Origin of the sequence: Humibacillus sp. DSM 29435 (assembly GCF_001758225.1) — a bacterium.
In the GTDB taxonomy this organism is placed as follows: domain Bacteria; phylum Actinomycetota; class Actinomycetes; order Actinomycetales; family Dermatophilaceae; genus DSM-29435.
This window is the reverse complement of sequence record NZ_MAST01000012.1, coordinates 149,727-169,669: the sequence shown is the minus strand read 5'-3', so window position 1 is coordinate 169,669 and position 19,943 is coordinate 149,727. Positions and strand designations below refer to the sequence as shown.

20 protein-coding genes are annotated in these 19,943 nt (G+C 69.5%); 16 read left to right on the top strand and 4 right to left on the bottom strand.

Annotated elements, in window-relative coordinates; translation table 11 throughout:
- Positions 1-3 precede the first annotated feature (3 nt).
- From ndk to BA895_RS09935, 4 genes are all read left to right on the top strand, one after another.
- Positions 4-432 carry a nucleoside-diphosphate kinase gene (gene ndk / locus BA895_RS09955; protein WP_070191724.1) on the top strand — a complete coding sequence of 143 codons (429 nt, stop codon included), beginning with the start codon at positions 4-6 and terminating at the stop codon, positions 430-432.
- A 187-nt stretch (positions 433-619) separates the two neighbouring features.
- Positions 620-2,164, top strand: a complete 1,545-nt coding sequence (locus tag BA895_RS09950) for a kelch repeat-containing protein (protein WP_083283182.1) — start codon at positions 620-622, stop codon at positions 2,162-2,164.
- 1,282 nt (positions 2,165-3,446) lie between these two features.
- Positions 3,447-3,794 carry a nucleotidyltransferase domain-containing protein gene (locus tag BA895_RS24905; RefSeq protein WP_371327710.1) on the top strand — a complete coding sequence of 116 codons (348 nt, stop codon included), beginning with the start codon at positions 3,447-3,449 and terminating at the stop codon, positions 3,792-3,794.
- Positions 3,795-3,916: 122 nt separating this feature from the next.
- Positions 3,917-4,141 carry a hypothetical protein gene (locus tag BA895_RS09935; RefSeq protein ID WP_070191720.1) on the top strand — a complete coding sequence of 75 codons (225 nt, stop codon included), beginning with the start codon at positions 3,917-3,919 and terminating at the stop codon, positions 4,139-4,141.
- 53 nt (positions 4,142-4,194) lie between these two features.
- Here BA895_RS09935 and BA895_RS09930 read toward each other — a convergent pair whose 3' ends face one another.
- On the bottom strand, positions 4,195-5,112 hold the full coding sequence (locus BA895_RS09930; protein ID WP_175442293.1) for a CPBP family intramembrane glutamic endopeptidase: 918 nt from the start codon (positions 5,110-5,112) through the stop codon (positions 4,195-4,197).
- A 163-nt stretch (positions 5,113-5,275) separates the two neighbouring features.
- On the opposite strand from BA895_RS09930, the gene BA895_RS09925 reads away from it, so the two are divergent.
- From BA895_RS09925 to BA895_RS09895, 7 genes are all read left to right on the top strand, one after another.
- Complete coding sequence (locus BA895_RS09925; RefSeq protein ID WP_139142594.1) at positions 5,276-6,559, top strand: sensor histidine kinase; 1,284 nt, start codon at positions 5,276-5,278, stop codon at positions 6,557-6,559.
- A gap of 11 nt (positions 6,560-6,570) precedes the next feature.
- Entirely contained in the window at positions 6,571-7,209 is a 639-nt protein-coding gene (locus BA895_RS09920; RefSeq protein WP_254666408.1) for a response regulator transcription factor, read from the top strand.
- Between the two features lie 165 nt (positions 7,210-7,374).
- A complete protein-coding gene (locus BA895_RS09915) occupies positions 7,375-8,400 on the top strand; it encodes a rod shape-determining protein (protein WP_070191716.1) in 1,026 nt (341 codons plus the stop codon).
- A gap of 7 nt (positions 8,401-8,407) precedes the next feature.
- Entirely contained in the window at positions 8,408-9,277 is an 870-nt protein-coding gene (gene mreC, locus BA895_RS09910) for a rod shape-determining protein MreC (RefSeq protein ID WP_175442292.1), read from the top strand.
- Entirely contained in the window at positions 9,274-9,774 is a 501-nt protein-coding gene (gene mreD / locus BA895_RS09905) for a rod shape-determining protein MreD (RefSeq protein WP_070191714.1), read from the top strand. The genes mreC and mreD overlap by 4 nt, the downstream gene beginning before the upstream one ends.
- Positions 9,775-9,886: 112 nt before the next feature.
- Complete coding sequence (mrdA, locus tag BA895_RS09900) at positions 9,887-11,854, top strand: penicillin-binding protein 2 (protein WP_070191713.1); 1,968 nt, start codon at positions 9,887-9,889, stop codon at positions 11,852-11,854.
- An 89-nt stretch (positions 11,855-11,943) separates the two neighbouring features.
- Positions 11,944-13,077 (top strand): aromatic acid exporter family protein, encoded by a 1,134-nt coding sequence (locus tag BA895_RS09895; protein ID WP_070191712.1) that lies wholly within the window; start codon positions 11,944-11,946, stop codon positions 13,075-13,077.
- A 64-nt stretch (positions 13,078-13,141) separates the two neighbouring features.
- Here the strand turns inward: BA895_RS09895 and mctP are convergent, their stop codons facing one another.
- Together mctP and BA895_RS09885 are read right to left on the bottom strand one after the other, a co-directional pair.
- Positions 13,142-14,815 (bottom strand): monocarboxylate uptake permease MctP, encoded by a 1,674-nt coding sequence (mctP, locus tag BA895_RS09890; RefSeq protein WP_070191711.1) that lies wholly within the window; start codon positions 14,813-14,815, stop codon positions 13,142-13,144.
- Positions 14,812-15,138 (bottom strand): DUF3311 domain-containing protein, encoded by a 327-nt coding sequence (locus BA895_RS09885; RefSeq protein ID WP_070191710.1) that lies wholly within the window; start codon positions 15,136-15,138, stop codon positions 14,812-14,814. The genes mctP and BA895_RS09885 overlap by 4 nt, the downstream gene beginning before the upstream one ends.
- A 237-nt stretch (positions 15,139-15,375) precedes the next feature.
- Here BA895_RS09885 and lpdA point away from each other — a divergent pair, with 237 nt between their 5' ends.
- From lpdA to BA895_RS09865, 4 genes are all read left to right on the top strand, one after another.
- A complete protein-coding gene (gene lpdA / locus BA895_RS09880) occupies positions 15,376-16,773 on the top strand; it encodes a dihydrolipoyl dehydrogenase (protein ID WP_070191709.1) in 1,398 nt (465 codons plus the stop codon).
- A gap of 285 nt (positions 16,774-17,058) precedes the next feature.
- Entirely contained in the window at positions 17,059-17,682 is a 624-nt protein-coding gene (locus BA895_RS09875; RefSeq protein ID WP_070191708.1) for a hypothetical protein, read from the top strand.
- On the top strand, positions 17,679-18,137 hold the full coding sequence (locus tag BA895_RS09870) for an MOSC domain-containing protein (protein ID WP_254666407.1): 459 nt from the start codon (positions 17,679-17,681) through the stop codon (positions 18,135-18,137). The genes BA895_RS09875 and BA895_RS09870 overlap by 4 nt, the downstream gene beginning before the upstream one ends.
- 13 nt (positions 18,138-18,150) lie before the next feature.
- Complete coding sequence (locus tag BA895_RS09865; protein ID WP_070191707.1) at positions 18,151-18,972, top strand: hypothetical protein; 822 nt, start codon at positions 18,151-18,153, stop codon at positions 18,970-18,972.
- Between the two features lie 129 nt (positions 18,973-19,101).
- Here BA895_RS09865 and BA895_RS23910 read toward each other — a convergent pair whose 3' ends face one another.
- Complete coding sequence (locus BA895_RS23910; RefSeq protein WP_175442291.1) at positions 19,102-19,257, bottom strand: DUF6131 family protein; 156 nt, start codon at positions 19,255-19,257, stop codon at positions 19,102-19,104.
- A gap of 267 nt (positions 19,258-19,524) precedes the next feature.
- Between BA895_RS23910 and rpsO the strand changes: the two genes are divergently transcribed.
- Positions 19,525-19,794, top strand: coding sequence for a 30S ribosomal protein S15 (gene rpsO / locus BA895_RS09860; protein WP_070191706.1), 270 nt, complete (start codon positions 19,525-19,527; stop codon positions 19,792-19,794).
- Positions 19,795-19,943: the final 149 nt, after the last annotated feature.

Here is a 19,943-nt window from a genome sequence, read left to right as displayed (position 1 = left end):
CGGGTGACCACCGAACGCTCCCTCGTCCTCGTCAAGCCCGACGGCTTCCGCCGTGGTCTCACCGGTGAGGTGCTGAGCCGCATCGAGGCCAAGGGCTACACGCTCGTCGCCCTCGACGTGCTCACCCCGACGCGTGAGGCCCTCGCCGCGCACTACGCCGAACACGAGGGTAAGCCGTTCTACGAGCCGCTCGTCGAGTTCATGAGCTCGGGCCCGGTCACCGCCGTGGTGATCGAGGGCCACGACTCCATCAAGGGCTTCCGCAGCCTGGCGGGGGCTACCAACCCCACCGAGGCGGCGCCCGGCAGCATCCGGGGCGACCTTGGCCGCGACTGGGGCCTGAAGGTCCAGGAGAACATCGTGCACGGGTCTGACTCGCCCAAGTCGGCGGCCCGCGAGATCGCGATCTGGTTCCCCCACCTCGGCTCCTGATCGCTGCGCTCTGCCTGCTCGGTGACGGGCACGCCCTGGGGCCGATGGTCGACGACCGAATCTCTATAAACAAGGTGTATTGACAGAACCCTGGTAGAACGTCAATCTAAGAGACACATCTATTGACGTTAGAGACGACGGGGCCGTCACGGACCGGTTCGCCACTGACCAGACCGAAGGGCGCACCATGTCCAGTCAATCCACCATCGAACGAGGAAGCCCGGTGACCGGGCACCGACGCCGCCGCGATCGCGTCCTCACCCGCTTTGCCGGCGTGCTCGTCGCCACCGGCGCCATGGTTGCGACGGCCTTCGTGGTCGCCTCGCCCGCAGGAGCGAGTGTTGCAGCGCCCACCGCGACGATCAGCGGTTGGGCCGCGACCGCTCCTCTGAGCACTGCTCGCGCGCGCCACACGGCCACCCGCCTCGCCGACGGGCGGGTGCTGGTCGCCGGCGGGGTATCCAGCAAAGCCGTGCTGTCCAGCAGCGAGGTGTACGACCCCGGCACCGGGACCTGGCAGGCCGCTGCCGACCTGCCCGTTGCCGTGGCCGACGCCGCCGCCGTGACCCTGCCCGATGGCACGGTCCTCGTCGCGGGGGGCGCGGGCACTGCCACCGAGCTGTACAACCCGGCCACCAACGTCTGGACCGTCGGCCCGCCTATGCCGGAGCCCACCTACAGCACCACCTTCGCCGCGACGCTGCCCAACGGTCACATCTTCGTGCTGGGCGACATAGCTGCCGAGTACAACCCGGCCAACCGCACCTGGCGGGCCCTGGGCGCGGCGCCTGCCATGACCAGACCGTCGAACAACGACACGACCATGCTGGCCAGCGGTGACGTCGTGACCCTTCGGGCCATGGAGTACTCCTGCTGCATGCCAGGCGCGCCGATGACGGGGCCATCGGTTTACCACTGGGCCACCGACACCTGGACGACCCTGCCCGTGCCACCGGTGAATCCCGGCGACCGCAACGTGACCGTCGCGGCCCTGCCCAACGGCAACGTCATGCTCGGCGGCGGCGTCTTGAACTACCTCTGGTTCCCCCAAAGTGCCGGTACGGTCATGGAGGTCGACCCGACCACAGGCAGCTGGACCATTGACGCCGGCACCCTGTACAGCGGTGACGTGCTCGTTTCACTCCCGAACGGTTCGATCCTGGCCACCGGCGGCAGCAGCACCGCTGACGTCGACCACGTCTACAGTCCGACGGCCCGCACCTGGGCCGATGTGCCCGGTCGGAACTCTGACCACGCCACGTTGACCCCCCTGGCCAACGGAACGGTCCTGGCCGCGGGCGGGTACAGCGACAGGAACTACGACTCGTCTTACGTCGTGCTCCAGAACCAGGCCGCCATCTTCACTCCGACGCCCACGTCCACCCCGCCACCGGCGACCCACCACATCGGAGACCTGGACAATGCCACCGCCGCTTCGTCGTTGAGAAAGTGGCAACCGAGGGTGACCGCCACGGTGCTGGACGCAACCGGGAGAGCCGTCTCAGGGGCAACCGTCAGCGCCACCTTCACCAGCCACAAGGGCACCTTGACCTGCGTCACGGCGACGAACGGCACCTGCACGCTGGGCGGCTTCTCCCTCGGCCGGTCCACCCTGTCGACGGTGCTCAGGGTGACCAACGTCGCCAAGGCCTCGTCAACGTACGCGTCGATCGCCAACAGCGACCCCGATGGTGACAGCAACGGAACCACCATCACCGTGAAGCGCACTTGACCGGCACTGACCGGCACTGACCGGCACTGACCGGCATTGACCGGCACTGACCGCCGACTCGTTTCATCGTCGACGAAGGAGATCTCCCTGGGTGCACAACCTGGGGAGATCTCCTCAGAGGAATCTCGGCATGCCTCATTCGGGCGAGCGACGCCGTTCGAGACGCGCCCATGTCGGCCTGACCTCATCACCCTCAGCGCAGAGCAGGGCCTGGTGTGCGCGGGCTGGGACTTCAAGGTCGAGGTCACTCGCGGCGTGCCCAGCCGATGGTCGCAGTCACTGTTCACCGTCTCGCGGGATGCATGAGGTCGGCCGCCGGCCGCTGGAGCCGTTGTGTGACGCGCATGACGAGGTCCGTGTCCGTCATCCGGGCGGTGCGCAGGTTCGTCACTACCCAGGTGAGCTCCCGCTCGCGCCGCCGGTGGTTGAGTGCACTGTGCAGTTGGTGCAAGTCCCATCGAAGCCGGCAGCCGGGGCCCGCTTCGGGCAACCCGACATTGCCTACTTCGACAACCGGCCCGGTAAGCAAGTGCTCCGGGGGCTGGTCAGGTCAAGCGTCAGATGCGGCCCTGCCGACGCGTGGCCGACAGCCTCGGAAGGGCGGCTCACCGAGGACCTGTCAGTGACAAGTCCTGCCGATGTGCAGAGATCCACCCTCTCCGCCGGGCACACTGTGCGCGTGGAGCACATAGCTTGGCCCGAAGACTGGCAACCCGAGGCTCGAGACGCCCTGACGCCGTTCCTTGGTGGCGAGGTGCGTCTGCGAATCGTCGTCGGACCGCCGTCCTCTATCGACGGCAGTGTGTTGCAGGGGTTCGTCTACGTAGAGGACGGGGTACCAACGTGCATCTTCGAGCGCTCTGACCGAACCGGGGTGTTTCCGTGGCGGTTGCTGCGCGGACCGGTGCTTCTGATCGAGGAGCTGCGGCCTCGGCGAAAGCCCAGATTGGTCTACGCGCACCCCGACTGGGCGCCGAGGTGACGCCCGGGTGCCCCGACGACCACTCGAGCCCGGACGCAGAACTCCACGGGATCTCCTGTTTGACAAGAGAGTCCGGTCGCCAACCATCCCTTACATCCCTCCCCAGATTCCGTCGCGCAGGCCGCCATTTCGAGGGCGGACGCCACCGCAGACCTGGCATGCTCACGCCTCATGCGAACCAATGAGGTGGTCCTCGTCCTCGATGCCCTCGAGCATGCGGGTGTCCGCTACCGGCTCACCGGGGGTTAGGGAGTCGACGCGCTCCACGGTGAAGCGACCCGCGAGCACCGCGACCTTGACCTGGCGATCGACGCCGATACGTTTGAGACCGCTCGCACGAAGCTCGAGGAGATGGGTTTCACCGCCCAGACCGACTGGCTCCCCGTGCGCCTGGAGATGGCCGGTGGCCCCGGCAGATGGGTTGACCTTCACCCGGTGCGGTTCGACAACGCGGGGGACGGCATCCAGCAGGGCCTCGACGGTGCCACGTTCGCTTACCCGGCAGCCGACCTGGTCGTGGGGAGCATCGCCGCCACGCGTGTGCCCTGTATCTCGCACCGGTTGCAGCATGAGGTGAACTCGTGGCCGAAAGCCCCGAGTACATATCTTTGGGGGAGGGGGGACCCAGTGGATCGCGGCGCATCTTGACTACGGCCGCACCTTCGACCTCGACCCGACCACCCCCCCAGCGACACGACGCGCGCGCCGAGCTAAGGAGGGACGACAGGCCGACGGGGGTCTCATGGTGGCTTCCGGGCTAGCGTACGAACATGGTGAAGGAAAATCTTCTGGGGCGCCTGCGTCGTATCAACGACCTCGGCCTCGTGTCTCTGCTCTTGGTACTGGCGGGAGCGGTGATTGAGATCGTGGCCCTGGTCCGAATCTTTCAGGGGGGCAGCTACCTCTTCCTCATTGTCGCCGGTTTGGCAGTGGTGGCAGTCGGACTGGTCATCGGGCGCCGGAGCATGGCCCAGGGCCCGCGGCAGCCACGGTGATCCTCCGGCTCTGCACCACAGGCCAGCTCGGTCAGGGCACACCGACGCGACACCTACCAATGCCGCTCCGCAGTGGCCGTGCTGGAGCTCCTGACTGAAGTCACGCTGCCGGTCGGCTCCTGGCTGGATGCCTGACCCACCGCAATACCGATGTGCTCGGCGACTTCTGCAGCATCCGGTCGACCTGATCGTGTCTCTTCACGACGACGACGCAACGTGTTGCCGGCCTGCACGGCGAGCACGACTCCTGCGGCTGCACACCACGCGGCTGCGGTCAGCCAGCCGAGCCGCTCCAGGTCGGCACCCGCGAACAGCTGGCTGGCGAAGCCGCCGCCGACGGCGTTGTTAGTGGCGTGCAGCAGCATCGCGATCAGCACGCTCTCGCCACCGACATGAAACACGGCCGCGATGACGATGCTGGCGGCGATCACCGTGAGCACGTCGGTCGGCAGAATCTGACCGGCCACAAACAGCGGGAGGTGCCAGATCACCCAGAGCACGCCCAGCACCAGCGGGGCAGTCATCCGGCCCCATCGCCGCTCAAGGCGACCGAGGGCGAAGCCTCGGAAGCCGGGCTCCTCCCACGCACCGCCGAGCCCGGGCACGAGCAGGATGACCATCATGGTCATGGGGATCTCGACCCAGGCGCCCAGGAGAGCTGCCGACGGCCGCGAGGCCCCGAGCCACAGGTTCAGCGCGACGGCGGCGCCGCTGAGCAGCAATGGTGTTCCCAGAGCCAGCAGGTAGGCACGGAGGGGAACCCGCCAACGGACCATGCTGCCCAGCAGACTCCCGATCCCGGCGCGGCCACGAGTCAGGCCGAGCACGGTGGCGGCCGCCAGGAACGGGCCGAAGCCCGCGATGGGCACCGACGACAGGCCGGCTGCATAGAAGGGCCACGGCCACCAGGAGAGGGCGGCGGCCAGCACGAAGAAGAGGGTGAGGGGATGGCGTCTCGCAAGTTTTCTCATGACCATCACGATCTTCGTTTCCGGGTCTGATGGCGTCAGCCCACCGGCCACAGCCGATGGCCGGCAGAACGAGGTCGGTATCGTGCGATCTCATTCTGCAGACGGAGGCTGCTGAGCCTGCGCCCGGCCTACAGTGATCGGTGACCGACAGCCGGGAGAAACCGTGAGCACCGCAGCAGCCGATCCAGACGAACGCCCGCGACTGTTCTCACGGCCCACCGCCGGCGATGTGGTGCTGGCCACGGCCGTCGTCGCCGTCGCCGTCGCGTTCCAGGTCACCGGTCTCGATGCCATCCCGGCGAACCGCAGCCCCGATGCTCTGGGCGTGTTGTTGACGGTCGCAGCCGTCGCCCCTCTTGCCCTGCGCCGGGTGTGGCCGCTGGCCGTGCTGCTGGCCTGTCTCCTGGGGCTACTGCTGCTGATCACTTTTCGCTACTCGGTCGGCGCGACCTCGCTTGGAGTGGTCGTCGCCTTCTACACCTGTACCGCCTGGGGCTCGAGGCGCGCGGCCAAGGCCTCCGTTGCGGTGCTCGCGGTGGGGATCGTCTCGGCGGCAGCGCTCGGGCCGATTGATCTGAGCCTCGAAGGTGCCTTGGTGCAGGTGGCGCTGCTCGTCGGCGGCTGGGTTATCGGCTGGGGGGTTCGCGAACGCCGCGAGCTGCACGCCGTCCGCGCGACCGAGGCCCGGTACGAGGTCGAGGCCGCGCGGCGCCAAGCCGAGATGGAGCGTGAGCGGGCCTCCCGCGCCACCGCCGAGGAACGACTGCGAATCACCCGTGAGCTGCACGACGTGCTCGGCCACGCTGTCAGTGTGATGGTGGTGCAGTCCGGTGCCGCAGAGCAGATGCTCGACCACGACCCTGCCGCCGCTCGGGTAGCCCTACAACAGATCGCCAGCACCGGTAGGTCGTCGCTGGCCGACATCCGCAGGGTTCTCGGGCGGCTGCGGGAGGATGAGGAGACCCCCGCGCGGATAGAGCCCTCGCCCGGGCTGGACGACCTCCCGGCGTTGGTGGCCCGAGTTGAGGCGGCCGGCCTCCCGATCCGGTTGCACCTGGCCATCGGGGCATCGAGCGCACTCAGCACGGGTTCTCATCCGGGGGTGGAGCTGGCTGCCTACCGGGTCGTTCAGGAAGCCCTGACGAACTGCCTGAAGCATGCGTCGGCATCTTCGGTCGAGGTCACCGTCGCGGCTGACACCGACTGGCTGTCCATCAGGGTTCGTGACGACGGCGTCGGCGCCTCCTTGCAGACGCGGCGGCTCGGACCGGACGGCTCGGTGGTCCCGGCGGACTGGGCCGCCGCCAGCGGTCTCGGCCTGAGTGGGATGCGCGAGCGGGTGTCGGTTTACGGGGGTGACCTTCAGGCGGGTCCGTCGAACGACGGCGGTTACCTCGTGACGGCGCGGATCCCGTTGGCTGCGAACGAGACCGGCGGTATGACGTGATCCGGTTACTGGTGGTTGACGACCAGGCGTTGGTCCGCGGTGGGTTCGCGCTCATCCTGGGCGCCGATCCGGGGATCGAGGTGGTGGGCCAGGCTGCGGACGGCGTGGAGGCGTTGGCGCTGGCCCGGCAGCTGAAGCCCGACGTCGCGCTCATGGACGTGCAGATGCCGCGAATGGACGGCATCGAGGCGACCCGGCATCTCGTGTCGAGCCAGCAGACCGGCGACGTCCGGGTGCTGGTGTTGACCACCTTCGAGGACGAGGAGTACGTCTACGGCGCACTGCGGGCGGGAGCCAGCGGCTTTCTGCTCAAGGACACCGAGCCGGCAGACCTGGTGGCCGCCGTGAAGGTCATAGCTGCAGGGGAGGCACTGTTGGCTCCGACGGTCACCCGCAGGCTGATCGAGCAGTTCGTCGTCGCGGACGCCAGTCGCCAAAGGCGGTTGTCGCTGCCGGCCCTGACCGAGCGTGAGGTCGACGTGCTCGTGGCGGTGGCCCGTGGACTGTCGAACCTGGAGATCGCCGAAGAGCTGTTCGTGAGCCACTCCACGGTGAAGACGCACGTCAGCCACCTGTTGGCCAAGCTGGGCGCCCGTGACCGGGCGCAGCTGGTGATGCTTGCCTACCAGTCAGGGCTGGCCAAGCCCTGAGCCACGTCACTTGACCGGTAGAGGGGTCGACGTAGCGAAGGTCATCTCCCCGATCCTGGTCGATCCGGATGCTGTGCACTGTCACAGGCGCACCATCCGTCACAGTTTGGGCGACACTCACCGGATGCGCTCGGGCAGGCCTGCCGGGCAGGACACAATCCGGCCATGACCACTTGGCCGACCCTGGGGCGCGACCTCGCGATCGACCTCGGCACGGCGAACACCGCCATCCACGTGCGAGGTCGAGGCGTGGTGCTCGAGGAACCTTCGGTGGTCGCCGTCGAGGTCGGTACCGGCCGCCTCATCGCGGCCGGGTCTCGAGCCAAGGAGATGCTCGGGCGGGCACCCGGCACGATCCGGGCGATCCGACCCCTGCGCGACGGTGTCGTCTCCGACGCCGACGAGACCGAGCGGATGCTGCGCTGGTTCATCGACCAGGTGCGCCGTACCCGGCTGATCCGTCCTCGCATGGTGCTGTGCGTGCCGAGCGAGGTGACGGGCGTGGAGCGTCGGGCCCTCGAGGATGCCGCTACCCGTTGCGGCGCGCGACGGGTGTACATGATCGAGGAGCCGATGGCGGCTGCCATCGGCGCCGGCCTGCCCGTCTACGAGACCGCCGCCAACATGGTGGTTGACATCGGCGGGGGTACCACCGACGTCGCGGTGATCAGCCTGGGCGGCATCGTGACCTCCACCTCGGTGCGCATCGCCGGCGACGAGATCGACGAAGCCCTGATCAACCACGTGAAGAGCGAGTACGCCCTGCTCCTCGGCGAACGCAGCGCCGAAGACATCAAGGTCGCGGTCGGCTCGGTCTTCCCCCTGCGTCAGGAGCTGACCACCAGGCTGCGCGGCCGCGACCTCACCACCGGGCTGCCGAAGACCGTCGAGGTGGGCTCGGCCGAGGTGCGCCGGGCCATCGAGATTCCGGTGCTGCAGATCATCGAGATGGTGCGGGCCACGCTCGACGTCTGCCCGCCCGAGCTCTCCGGCGACATCATCGACCGCGGCATCACCCTCACCGGGGGTGGGGCGCTGCTGCGCGGCCTCGACGAGCGCATGCGGCACGAGCTGGGGGTGCCGGTCCACGTGGCCGATGACCCGCTGCGATCCGTGGTGCGGGGTGCCGGTCGATGCGTCGACGAGTTCAGCAGTCTTGAACGCGTGCTCGTCGGCGACCAGCGCCGGTAGGTTCCTCATGCAGCAGCAGTCGGGCCGGCGGCTCCTCGGGGGGCTTCTCGCTGTGACCCTCGCCCTGCTCGCGGCCGACCTTGCCGGGTCACCTGTGGCCGCCGCCGTGCGCGGCGGGGCCGCCATGGTCATGGGGCCTGTGCAGCGTGCGCTGTCAGCAGCGCCCGCCGACGAGGTCGCACGCCTCGAGGCCGAGAACCTGCGCCTGCGTGGCGCTGCGGCGGCTCGGGCCGAAGACCGGGCCGAGCTGAGCCGGCTGCGGGCGCTGCTCGACTCCGACCCGGCCGCCGGCCACACGCTGGTCGCTGCGCGAGTCGTCGCCGCCGGGCTGAGCGCTGTCGGAGGGCGCAGCGTCACCCTCGACGCGGGCTCACGTGACGGCATCAAGGTCGACTCCACGGTCGTGGCGGCCGGTGGCCTCGTCGGTCGGGTCGTCACGGTGGCTCCCTTCACCTGCGATGTGCAGGTGCTGGGCTCCGCGGGCGCCGTCGTCGGGGTGCGGGTCGGGGCGGCAGGACAGCTGGCCACGGTCGGGCCGCCCACGGCATCCGACCGGGTGGTCCGTCGCCGGGGCACGCTCAGCCTGTCGTTCGTGCAGCCGGGCACCCCGGCAGTGGGTGATCTCGTGCGCACCCTCGGCAGCGTCGACGACACCCCCTATGCCGCTGGGCTGCTCGTGGGAACCGTCATCGCCGTCGATCCCGACCCGAGCCTCACCCCGACCCGGTCACCCGGGCGGCTGACGAGAGCCGGCACCGTGCGACCGGCTGTCGACCCCGACACGCTCGACGTCGTGGGCGTGCTCGTGGCCCGGGCGCGTTCGGTGCCGCGGTCGCCCGCGCCCACCCGTGCCGCCCCTCCCCAGGCCAAGCCGTGAGGCCCACGACGCTGGGTCTCGCGCGGGCGGCCTACCTGGTCGTCGCGGCTCTGCTGACGGCCACGCTGCTGCCGCGACTCGGGGTCCCGGGCGACTGGATGCCCGACCTGGTGCTCATCGGGGTGGTCTCGACCGCTGTTCTGCGGGGGCCGCAGCACGGGGCGATCGTGGGCCTCACGGCGGGCTGGCTCGTCGAGCTCGTTCCGCCGGTCGGTAGCCCGCTCGGCCTCACGGCGCTCGTGACCATGCTGGCGGGAGCGGTCGCCGGCACGTTCCGGAGCCCCTCGTCACGTGCTGCACTGCGGCCGTCTGCTGCCCTGCTGGCCGCCACCGTCGTGGTCGAGGCCGGACGACTGGGCTCGGCTGCGCTCGCGGAGGGCAGCGTGGCGCCGACCGAGCGGCTCGGCGTCCTCGTGACGACGGTGGTCGTCGGCCTGGTCGCGCTGCCGGCGCTTCTCTCGGCCGACCGGGCGCTGGTGCGCCGCAGGCTCGGCTGACATGGCCCGTCTACGAAGCCGCCGAAGTCGACGAAGCCGAGGAGGCCGACGCTCCGGGCTCTCCCTGCCGACCCGCCGGCCATCGCGCCGGCGCGGGGGTGGTGCCGGCTGGGTGGTCATCGCCCTGATGGCCTCACTCTTCGCCCTGCTCGTGGGCCGGCTCGGGCAGGTGCAGCTCGTGCAGGGCCCAGCGGCCGTCACGGCCGCGAAGGCGGTCAACACCCGCACGGTCACCGAGCACGCGTTGCGCGGGCGGATCCTCGACCGCACCGGAAAGCCCCTGGCCACCAACACGTTCACGACAGCCGTCACGGTCGAGCGCGGGGTGCTGCTCGACGCAGACGACGAGGGCGCACAGCTGGTCGCCGACGTGGCGCAGGCCCTCGGCCTGCCGTTCGAGCAGCTGTGGAACAAGACCAAGCTGTGCGGCACGAAGGGGGCCCCGACCGCGCCGGCCTGCTTCAACGGCTCGCCGTACGTGCCGATCCCGATCGCCACCGGGGTCGACGCGCGACGGGCCCTGACCCTGGTGGAGCAGCCCGAGAAGTATCCCGGTGTCGGGGTGGTCGCCGAGCCGGTGCGTGACTATCCGGCCCCCGACCGGGCCAACGGTGCGCATCTGCTCGGTCACGTCGCCCGCGCCAGTGCTGATGACGTCTCGGGGAGCGACGGGCGGGTCGACCCCGACGATGTCGTCGGGCGTAGCGGGCTCGAGGCGCAGTACGACACGGTCTTGCGGGGCACGAACGGAGCCTCCGTGGTGTCGATCGACCCCCGGGGCATCGTCACCGGCACCCTGACCCAGACCGCACCCGTCAACGGCCAGGATGTCGTCACGCACCTCGACGCCCGGCTCCAGGCCCGCACCGAGGCGGCCCTGGCCTCGGCCGTGGCGGGCGCCAGAGCCGCGAAGCAGCGGGCCGACTCCGGCGCGGCCGTCGTCGTCGACGTGACCAACGGCGCGCTCGTGGCCGCCGCCAGCTACCCGACCTACGACCCGAACGTCTTCGCCGGGGGCATCAGCGCCGCCACGCTCGCGCGGCTGAGCAGCCCGGCATCCGGCGCCCCGTTGCGGTCGCGCATCACCTCCGAGACCTTTCCACCCGCCTCGACCTTCAAGGTGATCTCGGTGCCGGCCGCCGTCGACGACGGGGCCAGCCTCGACGGCCGGTACGACTGCTCGCCTAACCTCACTGTCGGGGGCCGGGTCTTCAACAACTACGAGTCCCGCGGCTACGGCCTGATCGACCTGCACCAGACGATCGTCGTCTCGTGCGACACGGTCTTCTACCGGTTCGCCTACGCGGCCTGGCAACGACTCGGCGGCCTAGCCGCAGCGCCCACCGTCGACGACCCGTTCGTCGCCATGGCCAGAAGCTTCGGCATCGGTCGCCGCACCGGTATCGACCTGCCGGGGGAGTCGGCCGGCCGCCTGCCCGACCGCGCCTGGAAGGAGGCCAACTGGCTCGCTACCAAGGACGTCACCTGCAAGCGGGCGACCACCGGCTACCCGGAGGTGGCGAAGACCGACCCGACGCGGGCGGCCTACCTGCGCTCCCTCGCGACCGAGAACTGCCGGTCGGGCTACGAGTACCGGGCCGGTGACGCCATCAACTTCTCGATCGGGCAGGGTGACCTCGCAGTCACGCCTCTGCAGATGGCCGAGGTGTACTCCGCGGTCGCCAACGGCGGAACCCTCTGGCAGCCGCAGGTCGCCGCCGGCTACCGCTCGACCGACGGCACGGTCACCGGCATCGCGCCGAAGAAGGTGGCCACGGCGGCACTACGCCCCGACGTCGGGGCGTACCTGCGCTCGGCCCTGGCCGACGTCACGAGGCCGGGCGGTTCGGCCGGCAGCGCCTTCGTCGGTTTCCCGCAGGGTCGCTACCCGGTCGCGGGCAAGACCGGCACGGGCGAGGTCTTCGGCAAGCAGGCCACGGCCTGGTTCGCCGGGTACGGCCCGACGACCACACCGAAGTATGCCGTCGTGGTGGTGGTGAGCCAGGGTGGTTCCGGCTCGAAGGTGGCCGCTCCGGCGGTCCGGCAGATCTTCGACGCCATCGTGAGCCTCGGTCTCTGACTCCACCAGTGGCGGACGGGGGATTGCGTCGTGGTCCGGTTCCGGTGGTCGGGTGGGCTGGGTAGCGCGTGAGGCTGGGAGGATGGGGCGTGGACGACTACCTGAAGAGCGACTCTCCGGTGATCGAGAGGCTCGACCGAGCGTATGCGCGCAGCCGGCTGTCGCTGACGACCCGCCTCGAGCGACTGCGGTCGAAGGCCTTCCTGTTGGCGCAGTGCTCGATCGCGGCCGGGGTCGCCTGGTGGCTCGCCACGAGCGTCTTCGGGCACCGCTCGCCGTTCTTCGCTCCGATCGTGGCGGTCGTCTGTCTCGGCATGTCGTACGGGCAGCGCCAGCGCCGGGTGTTCGAGGTGGCCGTGGGCGTGGCCGTCGGCGTCTTCACCGCCGACGTGTTCGTGCACTTCGCGGGCACCGGACCGTGGCAGGTCACGGCCGTGGTGCTGGTCTCGATGTCGTTCGCGCTGCTGCTCGACGGCGGCCCCCTGCTGGTGATCCAGTCAGGGGTGCAGGGGATCGTGGTGACCGTGTTGGTCGCGAGCCCCGGGCAGGCCTTCACCCGCTGGGCTGACGCGCTCATCGGTGGAGGGGTGGCGCTCGTCGCCGCGACGGTCGTGCCGCAGGCGCCCCTTCGGCGACCTCGGGTGGCGGCCGCCGAGGTGGTGCGCAAGATCAGCGAGCTGCTGCGTCGCACGGTCGCCAGCGCCGTCGACGGCGACGTCGATGGCGTGGCCGCCGTGCTGGCCTCGGCTCGCGGCACCGAGTCGCTGTTGCGCGAGCTGCGCACGGCGGCCGACGAGGGGCTGTCGGTGCTCACCAGCTCGCCGTTCCCGCACCGGCAACGGGTCGGCGTGCGCGCCATGGCCGAGCTGGTCGAACCGCTCGATCGAGCCCTCGGCAGCACCCGGGTGCTGGTGCGGCGCATCACGGTCGCGGTCGGCAACGGTGAGGCGATGCCGGCCGCCTACGTCGAGCTGATCAGGGCGCTGGCCGATGCCACCGACGTCGTCGCTCGGGCGCTCTCGGAGAATGCGTCGCCCACCATTGGCCGGTCGGGTCTCGAGCGGGTCGCCGTCCTGAGCGGCGAGGTTCCTCGCACCGCGAGCCTCGCCACCGAGACGATCCTGGCCCAGACCCGTTCGGTCGTGGTCGACCTGCTGCAGGTGACCGGTCTCGACGTCGACGAGGCCATTGCGGCGCTACCCCGGGAAAGAGCCCACGACTGACAGCGCTGGGCCGGGTCGCACGTACGCGCGACCCGGCCCAGCGGCATCCGTCTGAAGAAACTGGTCAGTGCGACGAAGGCGTCACCGGGCCGGAGGTGTCGAGCTTCTCGACGCGAGGGTCACCCGCATCGGCGAAGAAGTCGGCCGGGATCGTCTCGTCCTTGCCCTCGTCGGCCTTGAAAGCCCGGAAGACCAGGGTGAAGACCACGGCCGCGATGAGGTTGAGGACGAACGCGGTGAGCGCGATGTAGCCCATCTCGCCGAGCCCGGGAATCTCGGCCACCGAGCCTCCGAAGTGCGCCTTGGTCGCCGGGTTGACGACGTTGTAGGCGGAGACGGTGCCGTAGACCATGCCGACGGCCCAGCCCAGCAGCAGGGCGCGCCGGTGGAACCACCTGGTGTAGAGGTAGAACACGATCGACGGGAAGGTCTGCATGATCCAGATGCCGCCGAGCAGCTGGAAGTTCAGGGCGTTGGTCTTGTCGAGACCCAGCACGAAGACCAGGGCGAACGCCTTGACCACGAGCGAGGTGAGCTTGCTGACCTTCGCCTCCTGCTTGGGCGTCGCGTCGGGCTTGATCCACGCCTTGTAGATGTTGCGGGTGAAGGTGTTCGAGGCGGCGATCGACATGATCGCGGCCGGCACGAGCGCTCCGATCGCGATGGCCGCGAACGCCACGCCCGCGAACCACGAGGGAAAGAAGTCCTCGAAGAGCTGCGGCACGACGAGCTGCGGGTTGGGCTTGCCGTCGAGCCCGATCGGCTTCGTGCCGGCGGCGATGGCCACCCAGCCCAGGAGGGCGAGCAGCCCGAGCAGGAACGAGTAGGCCGGCAGGATCGCCGCGTTCTTGCGAATGGTGTTGCGGCTCTTGGCCGACAGGGTGGCCGTGACCGAGTGGGGGTACATGAACAGGGCCATGGCCGACCCGAGGGCCAGGGTGGCGTAGGCCCAGTACTGCCCGGCGCCGGGGATGAACGCCCCGGTCGCCTTCCCGGTCACCGCGTTGGTCGACTCCATCTTCTGCTGGGCGGCGTTGAAGATGTTGCCCCAGCCGCCGACCTTCGACGGCAGATAGATGACGGCCACGATGATGACGATGTAGATGAGGATGTCCTTGACGAAGGCGATGATCGCCGGCGCCCTCAACCCCGAGGTGTAGGTGTAGAGGGCCAGCACCACGAAGGCGATGAAGATGGGGGCGTCCTTGGCCACCCAGTTGCCGCCGCCGCCAACGCCGGCCACCTCGAGCACCGCCTGGATGCCGACCAGCTGGAGTGCGATGTAGGGCATCGTCGCGAGGAAGCCCGTGACCGCCACGGCCAGGGTCAGGGCGCGAGAACCCGACCGGCCCTGCACGAAGTCGGCCGGGGTGACGTAGCCGTGCCGGTGCGAGACCGACCACAGGCGCGACATGAACACGAAGATGATCGGGTAGAGCACGATGGTGTAGGGCACAGCGAAGAAACCGCTCACGGCGCCCAGCGAGAACATGGCCGCGGGGACGGCGACGAACGTGTAGGCGGTGTAGAGATCGCCGCCGAGCAGGAACCAGGTGACCCAGGTGCCGAACGAACGGCCCCCGAGGCCCCACTCCTCGAGACTGTCCATGCTGGCCGGCCGGCGCCAGCGGGCCGCCCAGAAACCGGCGATCGCGACGGCGAGGAAGAAGACGATGAGCACGGTGAGGGCGACGACGTTGACGCCACCGGTGGCCTGGGCGAGCTTGAGGGTGCTCATCGGCCGGCCTCCCCGTCGTTGGCAGCACCGTTCGGCTCGTCTGCCGCGTCAGTGAGGAACTCGGTGCCCTCGGGGTTCATCGGTCGGTGCGGTCGCGCCTTGAGCACCAGTCGGTAGGCGGTGTACGTCAGGATCGAACAGAGCGCCACCCAGAGGAACTGGTACCAGATGAAGAACGGGAAGTCGAGAAATCGGGGGCCGTCCTTGGCGTAGGTGCCCACGAGCATGAGGGCGATGATCGGTAGCGAGAGGCAGACGACGGCGATGGCCAGCAGGCCCTTGTTCGCGGGTGGTGCGTCACGGTGCTGCGGGGGGGTGCTCACGCGGTGACCTCCGTTGGTGAGGGCCGAAAGATGTCCGACCGTGCGGGGGGAACCTACCCCCGCGCCGGGGGAATGTGCGGCCTGGCCACGATGTTTTTCTCATCGACGCCGTGACATCGGCGTGGCAGCCCCTACCGCGAGGGCTCGGGGCCCACGAACGAAGGGCGACTCGGGCCGTCTCGGAAGTGGCGCGGCACGGATGCGAATGGGCCTTCCGGCCCGGATAGGGTGTCAGCCATGGCTGATTACGATGTGGTGGTTCTTGGTGCTGGTCCCGGCGGCTATGTGGCGGCAATTCGCGCCTCGCAGCTCGGCAAGAAGGTCGCCGTCGTCGAGAAGCAGTATTGGGGCGGGGTGTGCCTCAACGTCGGCTGCATCCCGAGCAAGGCGCTGCTGAAGAACGCTGAGCTGGCGCACACCCTCACCCACGACAAGGCGAAGTACGGCATCGAGGGAGATGCCACCATGTCGTTCGGGCCGACCTTCAAGCGCAGCCGCCAGGTCTCGGCAGGCATCGTCAAAGGCGTCCACTTCCTGATGAAGAAGAACAAGATCGAGGAGATCGACGGCTGGGGCACGCTGACCAGCCCGACCTCGATGGACATCGCCCTGAACGACGGTGAGAAGCGGGCCGTCACCTTCGACAACCTGATCATCTCGACCGGCTCTGTGACCCGGATGATCCCCGGCGTCAAGGTCAGCGAGAACGTCGTGACCTACGAGGAGCAGATCCTCGACGAGAACCTTCCCGGCTCCATCATCATCGCCGGCTCGGGCGCCATCGGCGTCGAGTTCGCCTACGTGATGAAGAACTTCGGTGTCGACGTCACCATCGTCGAGTTCCTCGACCGCATGGTGCCGACCGAGGACGCCGACGTGTCCAAGGAACTGGCCAAGCACTACAAGAAGCTCGGCGTGAAGGTCATGCTCAGCACCAAGGTCGAGGCGGTCGAAGACACCGGCTCGGGCGTGAAGGTCACGGTCAGCCCGGCCGCCGGCGGAGACCAGCAGGTGCTCGAGGCCGACCGGCTGCTGTCGGCCATCGGCTTCGCCCCGCGCACCGACGGTTACGGCCTCGACGCCATCGGCGTCGACCTCACCGACCGCGGCGCGATCGCTATCGACGAGTTCTGCCGCACCAACGTGCCCAACGTCTACGCCATCGGTGACGTCACGGCCAAGCTGATGCTCGCCCACGTCGCCGAGGCCATGGGCATCGTCGCCGCCGAGACCATCGCCGGCGCCGAGACGATGGCCATCGACTACGCCTTCATCCCGCGGGCGACCTACTGCCAGCCGCAGATCGGCTCGATGGGCCTGTCCGAGCAGCAGGCCAAGGATGCCGGTCACGACGTCAAGACGGCCACCTTCCCCTTCTCGGCCAACGGCAAGGCGATGGGCCTCGGCGAGCCGGTCGGGTTCGTCAAGGTGATCGCCGATGCCGAGCACAACGAGATCCTCGGGGCGGCGATGATCGGGCCCGACGTCACCGAGCTGCTCCCGGTGCTCAACCTCGCCCAGACCTGGGACCTCACCGCCGACGAGGTGTCGCGCACCATCTTCGCGCACCCCACCCTCGGCGAGGCCGTCAAGGAGGCCGTGCACGGCATCGCCGGGCACATGATCAACTTCTGACCGGCCGTCATCCGGATGTTGCCCGGCGCGGGGCGCAGAGCGGCCGGGGTCGTTCTCGCGGTACTGCTGACGGGGGCCTGCACCTCCGGCACCCCTGTCGCCCCGACGGGAACCGACGGCCCGGCGGGGCCCCCATCGCCGACTCGGGGCACGGGCAACACCCAGGCGGGGCCGGTCGCGCGTATCGGTTCTGGCACCGGTTCTGATGCCGGGGTTCCTCTGCCGCCGGGCTCCCCGACACCGGGAAGCCGGGCAGCCGAGTCGCAACCGGCCTTGGCCCCCGGCATGACAGCGGTTCCGGAGGCCAGCCTGTGCTCGGTCACCCACACCCTCACGTCGGCGGCGCCGTTGCAGCCAGACGTGATCTGGCCCGACTCCGTGCACCGAGGGCGGAGCGGCACCGAGACCGTGCGTCGTGTCGACCCGTCGTGCGTAGAGCGCCGACCGTTGGAGACCACCTGCTACGCCAGCTTCCCGTACATTGCCGCCTCCGACGACGACATCCTGCTCGGCCTCGGCGCCGACCGTCTGACGACGGGCGAGGCGCACGCCGAAGTCACCCCGCCCTCGGGCGCGATCCCATCGCAGGCCGCCGTGCTCTACACCGTGCTGCACTTCCCACCGTCAGGAGAGTCGGCGGCTGATCTCGAGTCGGCGCGGGCGCGCCTGGCCACTGCCGTCACCACCTGTGCGGGCGGGCGGCCGGGCCACTTGGGCATCGACGGTCTGGTGGGCCAGCGCGAGAGCGTCATGGCGGTGCGGGCCTTCCAAGACGCCAACTTCGTCTTCGCCCAGGCCGGCCGCGACCTGATCTGGCTGGTCGTCGACGGCGCAGGGTGGAGCGCCGCGACCCGGGAACGTGCCGCCCGCAGTGCCATCGCTGCCATCACGAAGGAGCCAGCGCAGTGAAACCCACGGTGGTCTCGATCCACATCGCCCCGGGCAGACGGCTCCCGATGAAGTCGGTGGACAGCGTCGAGGCGGAGGCGGGCGCGGGGCTGGTTGGTGACCGCTACCACGGCAGCCGCCACCGGCACGTGACGGTGCAGTCGAGCGAAGGGCTCCAGGCCGCGTCCGTCGACCTCGGCCGACCCGTCGAGCCGGGGCTGACCCGCCGCAACATCACCATCTCGGGCGGGGACATACCCACCCGGCCGGGCACCCGGATGACCATCGGAGGCGTCGAGCTGGAGGTGGTGCGCATCGCTGCGCCCTGCCGGCTGCTCGACGACGGCATCGGGCCGGGTGCAGCGCGCGCACTGCACAACCGCGGTGGCACGGTGTTCCGCCTGCTGTCCTCGGGCACGATCAGCGTCGGCGACGAGGTCGACCTCGCCGCGGGCGACCCACCGGCTCGCGGCTGAGCCCGCCGACCTGATGACCGTCTTCGCCGGGTCGCGGCGCTGGCCGACCGTCGCGCTCGTCGTCGCGCTGACCGGCATCCTGGGGTCGGCTTGCACCCCGAGCCCAGCACCGCCCGCGTCACCGAGTGCAGCCACCGTGCTGCCCTCGCCCTCGCCCTCGCCCTCGCCCAATGGTCGCTTCACCGTGGTCGGTGGGGAGGGGCAGAGCGCGCCCACAGCCGATCCTGCGATGACGCCGGTTCCGGAGAGCTCGTTCTGCGTGAGCACGGTGGAGCTCACAGCGGATGCGGTTCCGATCCGGCCCGACGCGATCTGGCCGGGGCTCGGTGCCACCTCCTTCAACGCGAGCCGGACCGTGTCGCGGCACCGGGCCGGCTGCGCGGCGAAGCGCCCTGCTGAACCCGACTGCACGGTGAGCTACCCCTTCACCGCGCAGGGGCCCGACGAGGAAGTGCTCGCTTTCGGGCTCGACCGCCTCGTCACGGGGGAGGCCCGGGTGACGGTGGCCGCCTCGCCGGCAGGAGCCACGAGCGCACAACGGATCGTCAGCTACCACTCGATGCGGCGCCAGCCCGGAAGGGCGGGGAAGGCCGCCCTGGCCTGGCTGCGCTCGGCCGTGGCCACGTGCGCCGGAGGGAGACCGGGCCGGCTCGGCGAGACGAGCGGGCTGGTCGGCAGCGTGTCGAGCCCGGACTCGCCGTCAGGGCGGGCCCGTTCGCTCTTCGTCGTCTCGGGCGACCTCGCGATCTGGGTCGTGCTCGACGGTGGGGCGTGGTCGCCTACCAGCGACCGACAGGCGGTGGATGCCGCTGTGTCGCGCCTGCGTTCCTCATGAACGTCCACAGCCGGCCAGAGCGAGTGACACCCGTAGTTCAGTAGCGCCCCGATGGGCTCCGCACCGAACGACGCCCCCCACACCGGAGTGCGGGGGGCGTCGGCTCAGAGTCTGCTGCGACGGGCCCGGTCAGTACCAGTGCTTCCGGCCGCCGATGGCCCGCCCGGTGGCGCCCAGGAGGAACAGCACCGCCCCCGCGACGACGAGAATGACGGCGATGGTGGTGATGACGGGGATCTTCACGAGAAGGCCGACGATAAGCAGGATGATTCCCAGAGTGATCATGAGATCGGTGAGCTCCTAGGTTGGGTTGGTGACGGTGCTCGCTGGATGCCCCCAGAGCACCGCTCGAGATGACCTCGAGTCGAAAGGTCTGTACCCGTTCTCAGCGCAGAAGCAGCACGACGAGCAGGTTGACGCAACCGATTAGGGCGGGGGAGTGCGCCGCTGTTAGTCTTGCGACTGCCGTTATACCGGCCGCGGACCAACAGAGCCCAGGTGAACATGCCCTGGCGCACCGCGCAACGAGATGAAGAAGGAGTCGGTGCCTCCATGCCTTTGGAAGCTGACGTGAAGCAGCAGATCATGACCGAGTACGCCACCACCGAGGGCGACACCGGTTCCCCCGAGGTCCAGATCGCGATGCTCACGCAGCGCATCAAAGACCTCACCGAGCACTCTCGTGCCCACAAGCACGACCACCACAGCCGCCGTGGGCTGCTGCTGCTGGTCGGTCGACGTAAGCGCATGCTGCGCTACCTCGAGGCCACCGACATCGAGCGCTACCGCTCGCTGATCAAGCGCCTCGGTCTGCGTCGATGAACTCGTGACGAAAGGCGGTCACCGCACCTGCGGAGACCGCCTTTCGTCGTAGGTGCGTGCCCTTCCGGTAGACCCGGTGGCCGCGCCGCGGGGCCTGATGGCTCCGCAGAAGACACCACGCACACAACGACGATGTGCGCGGGAACTTG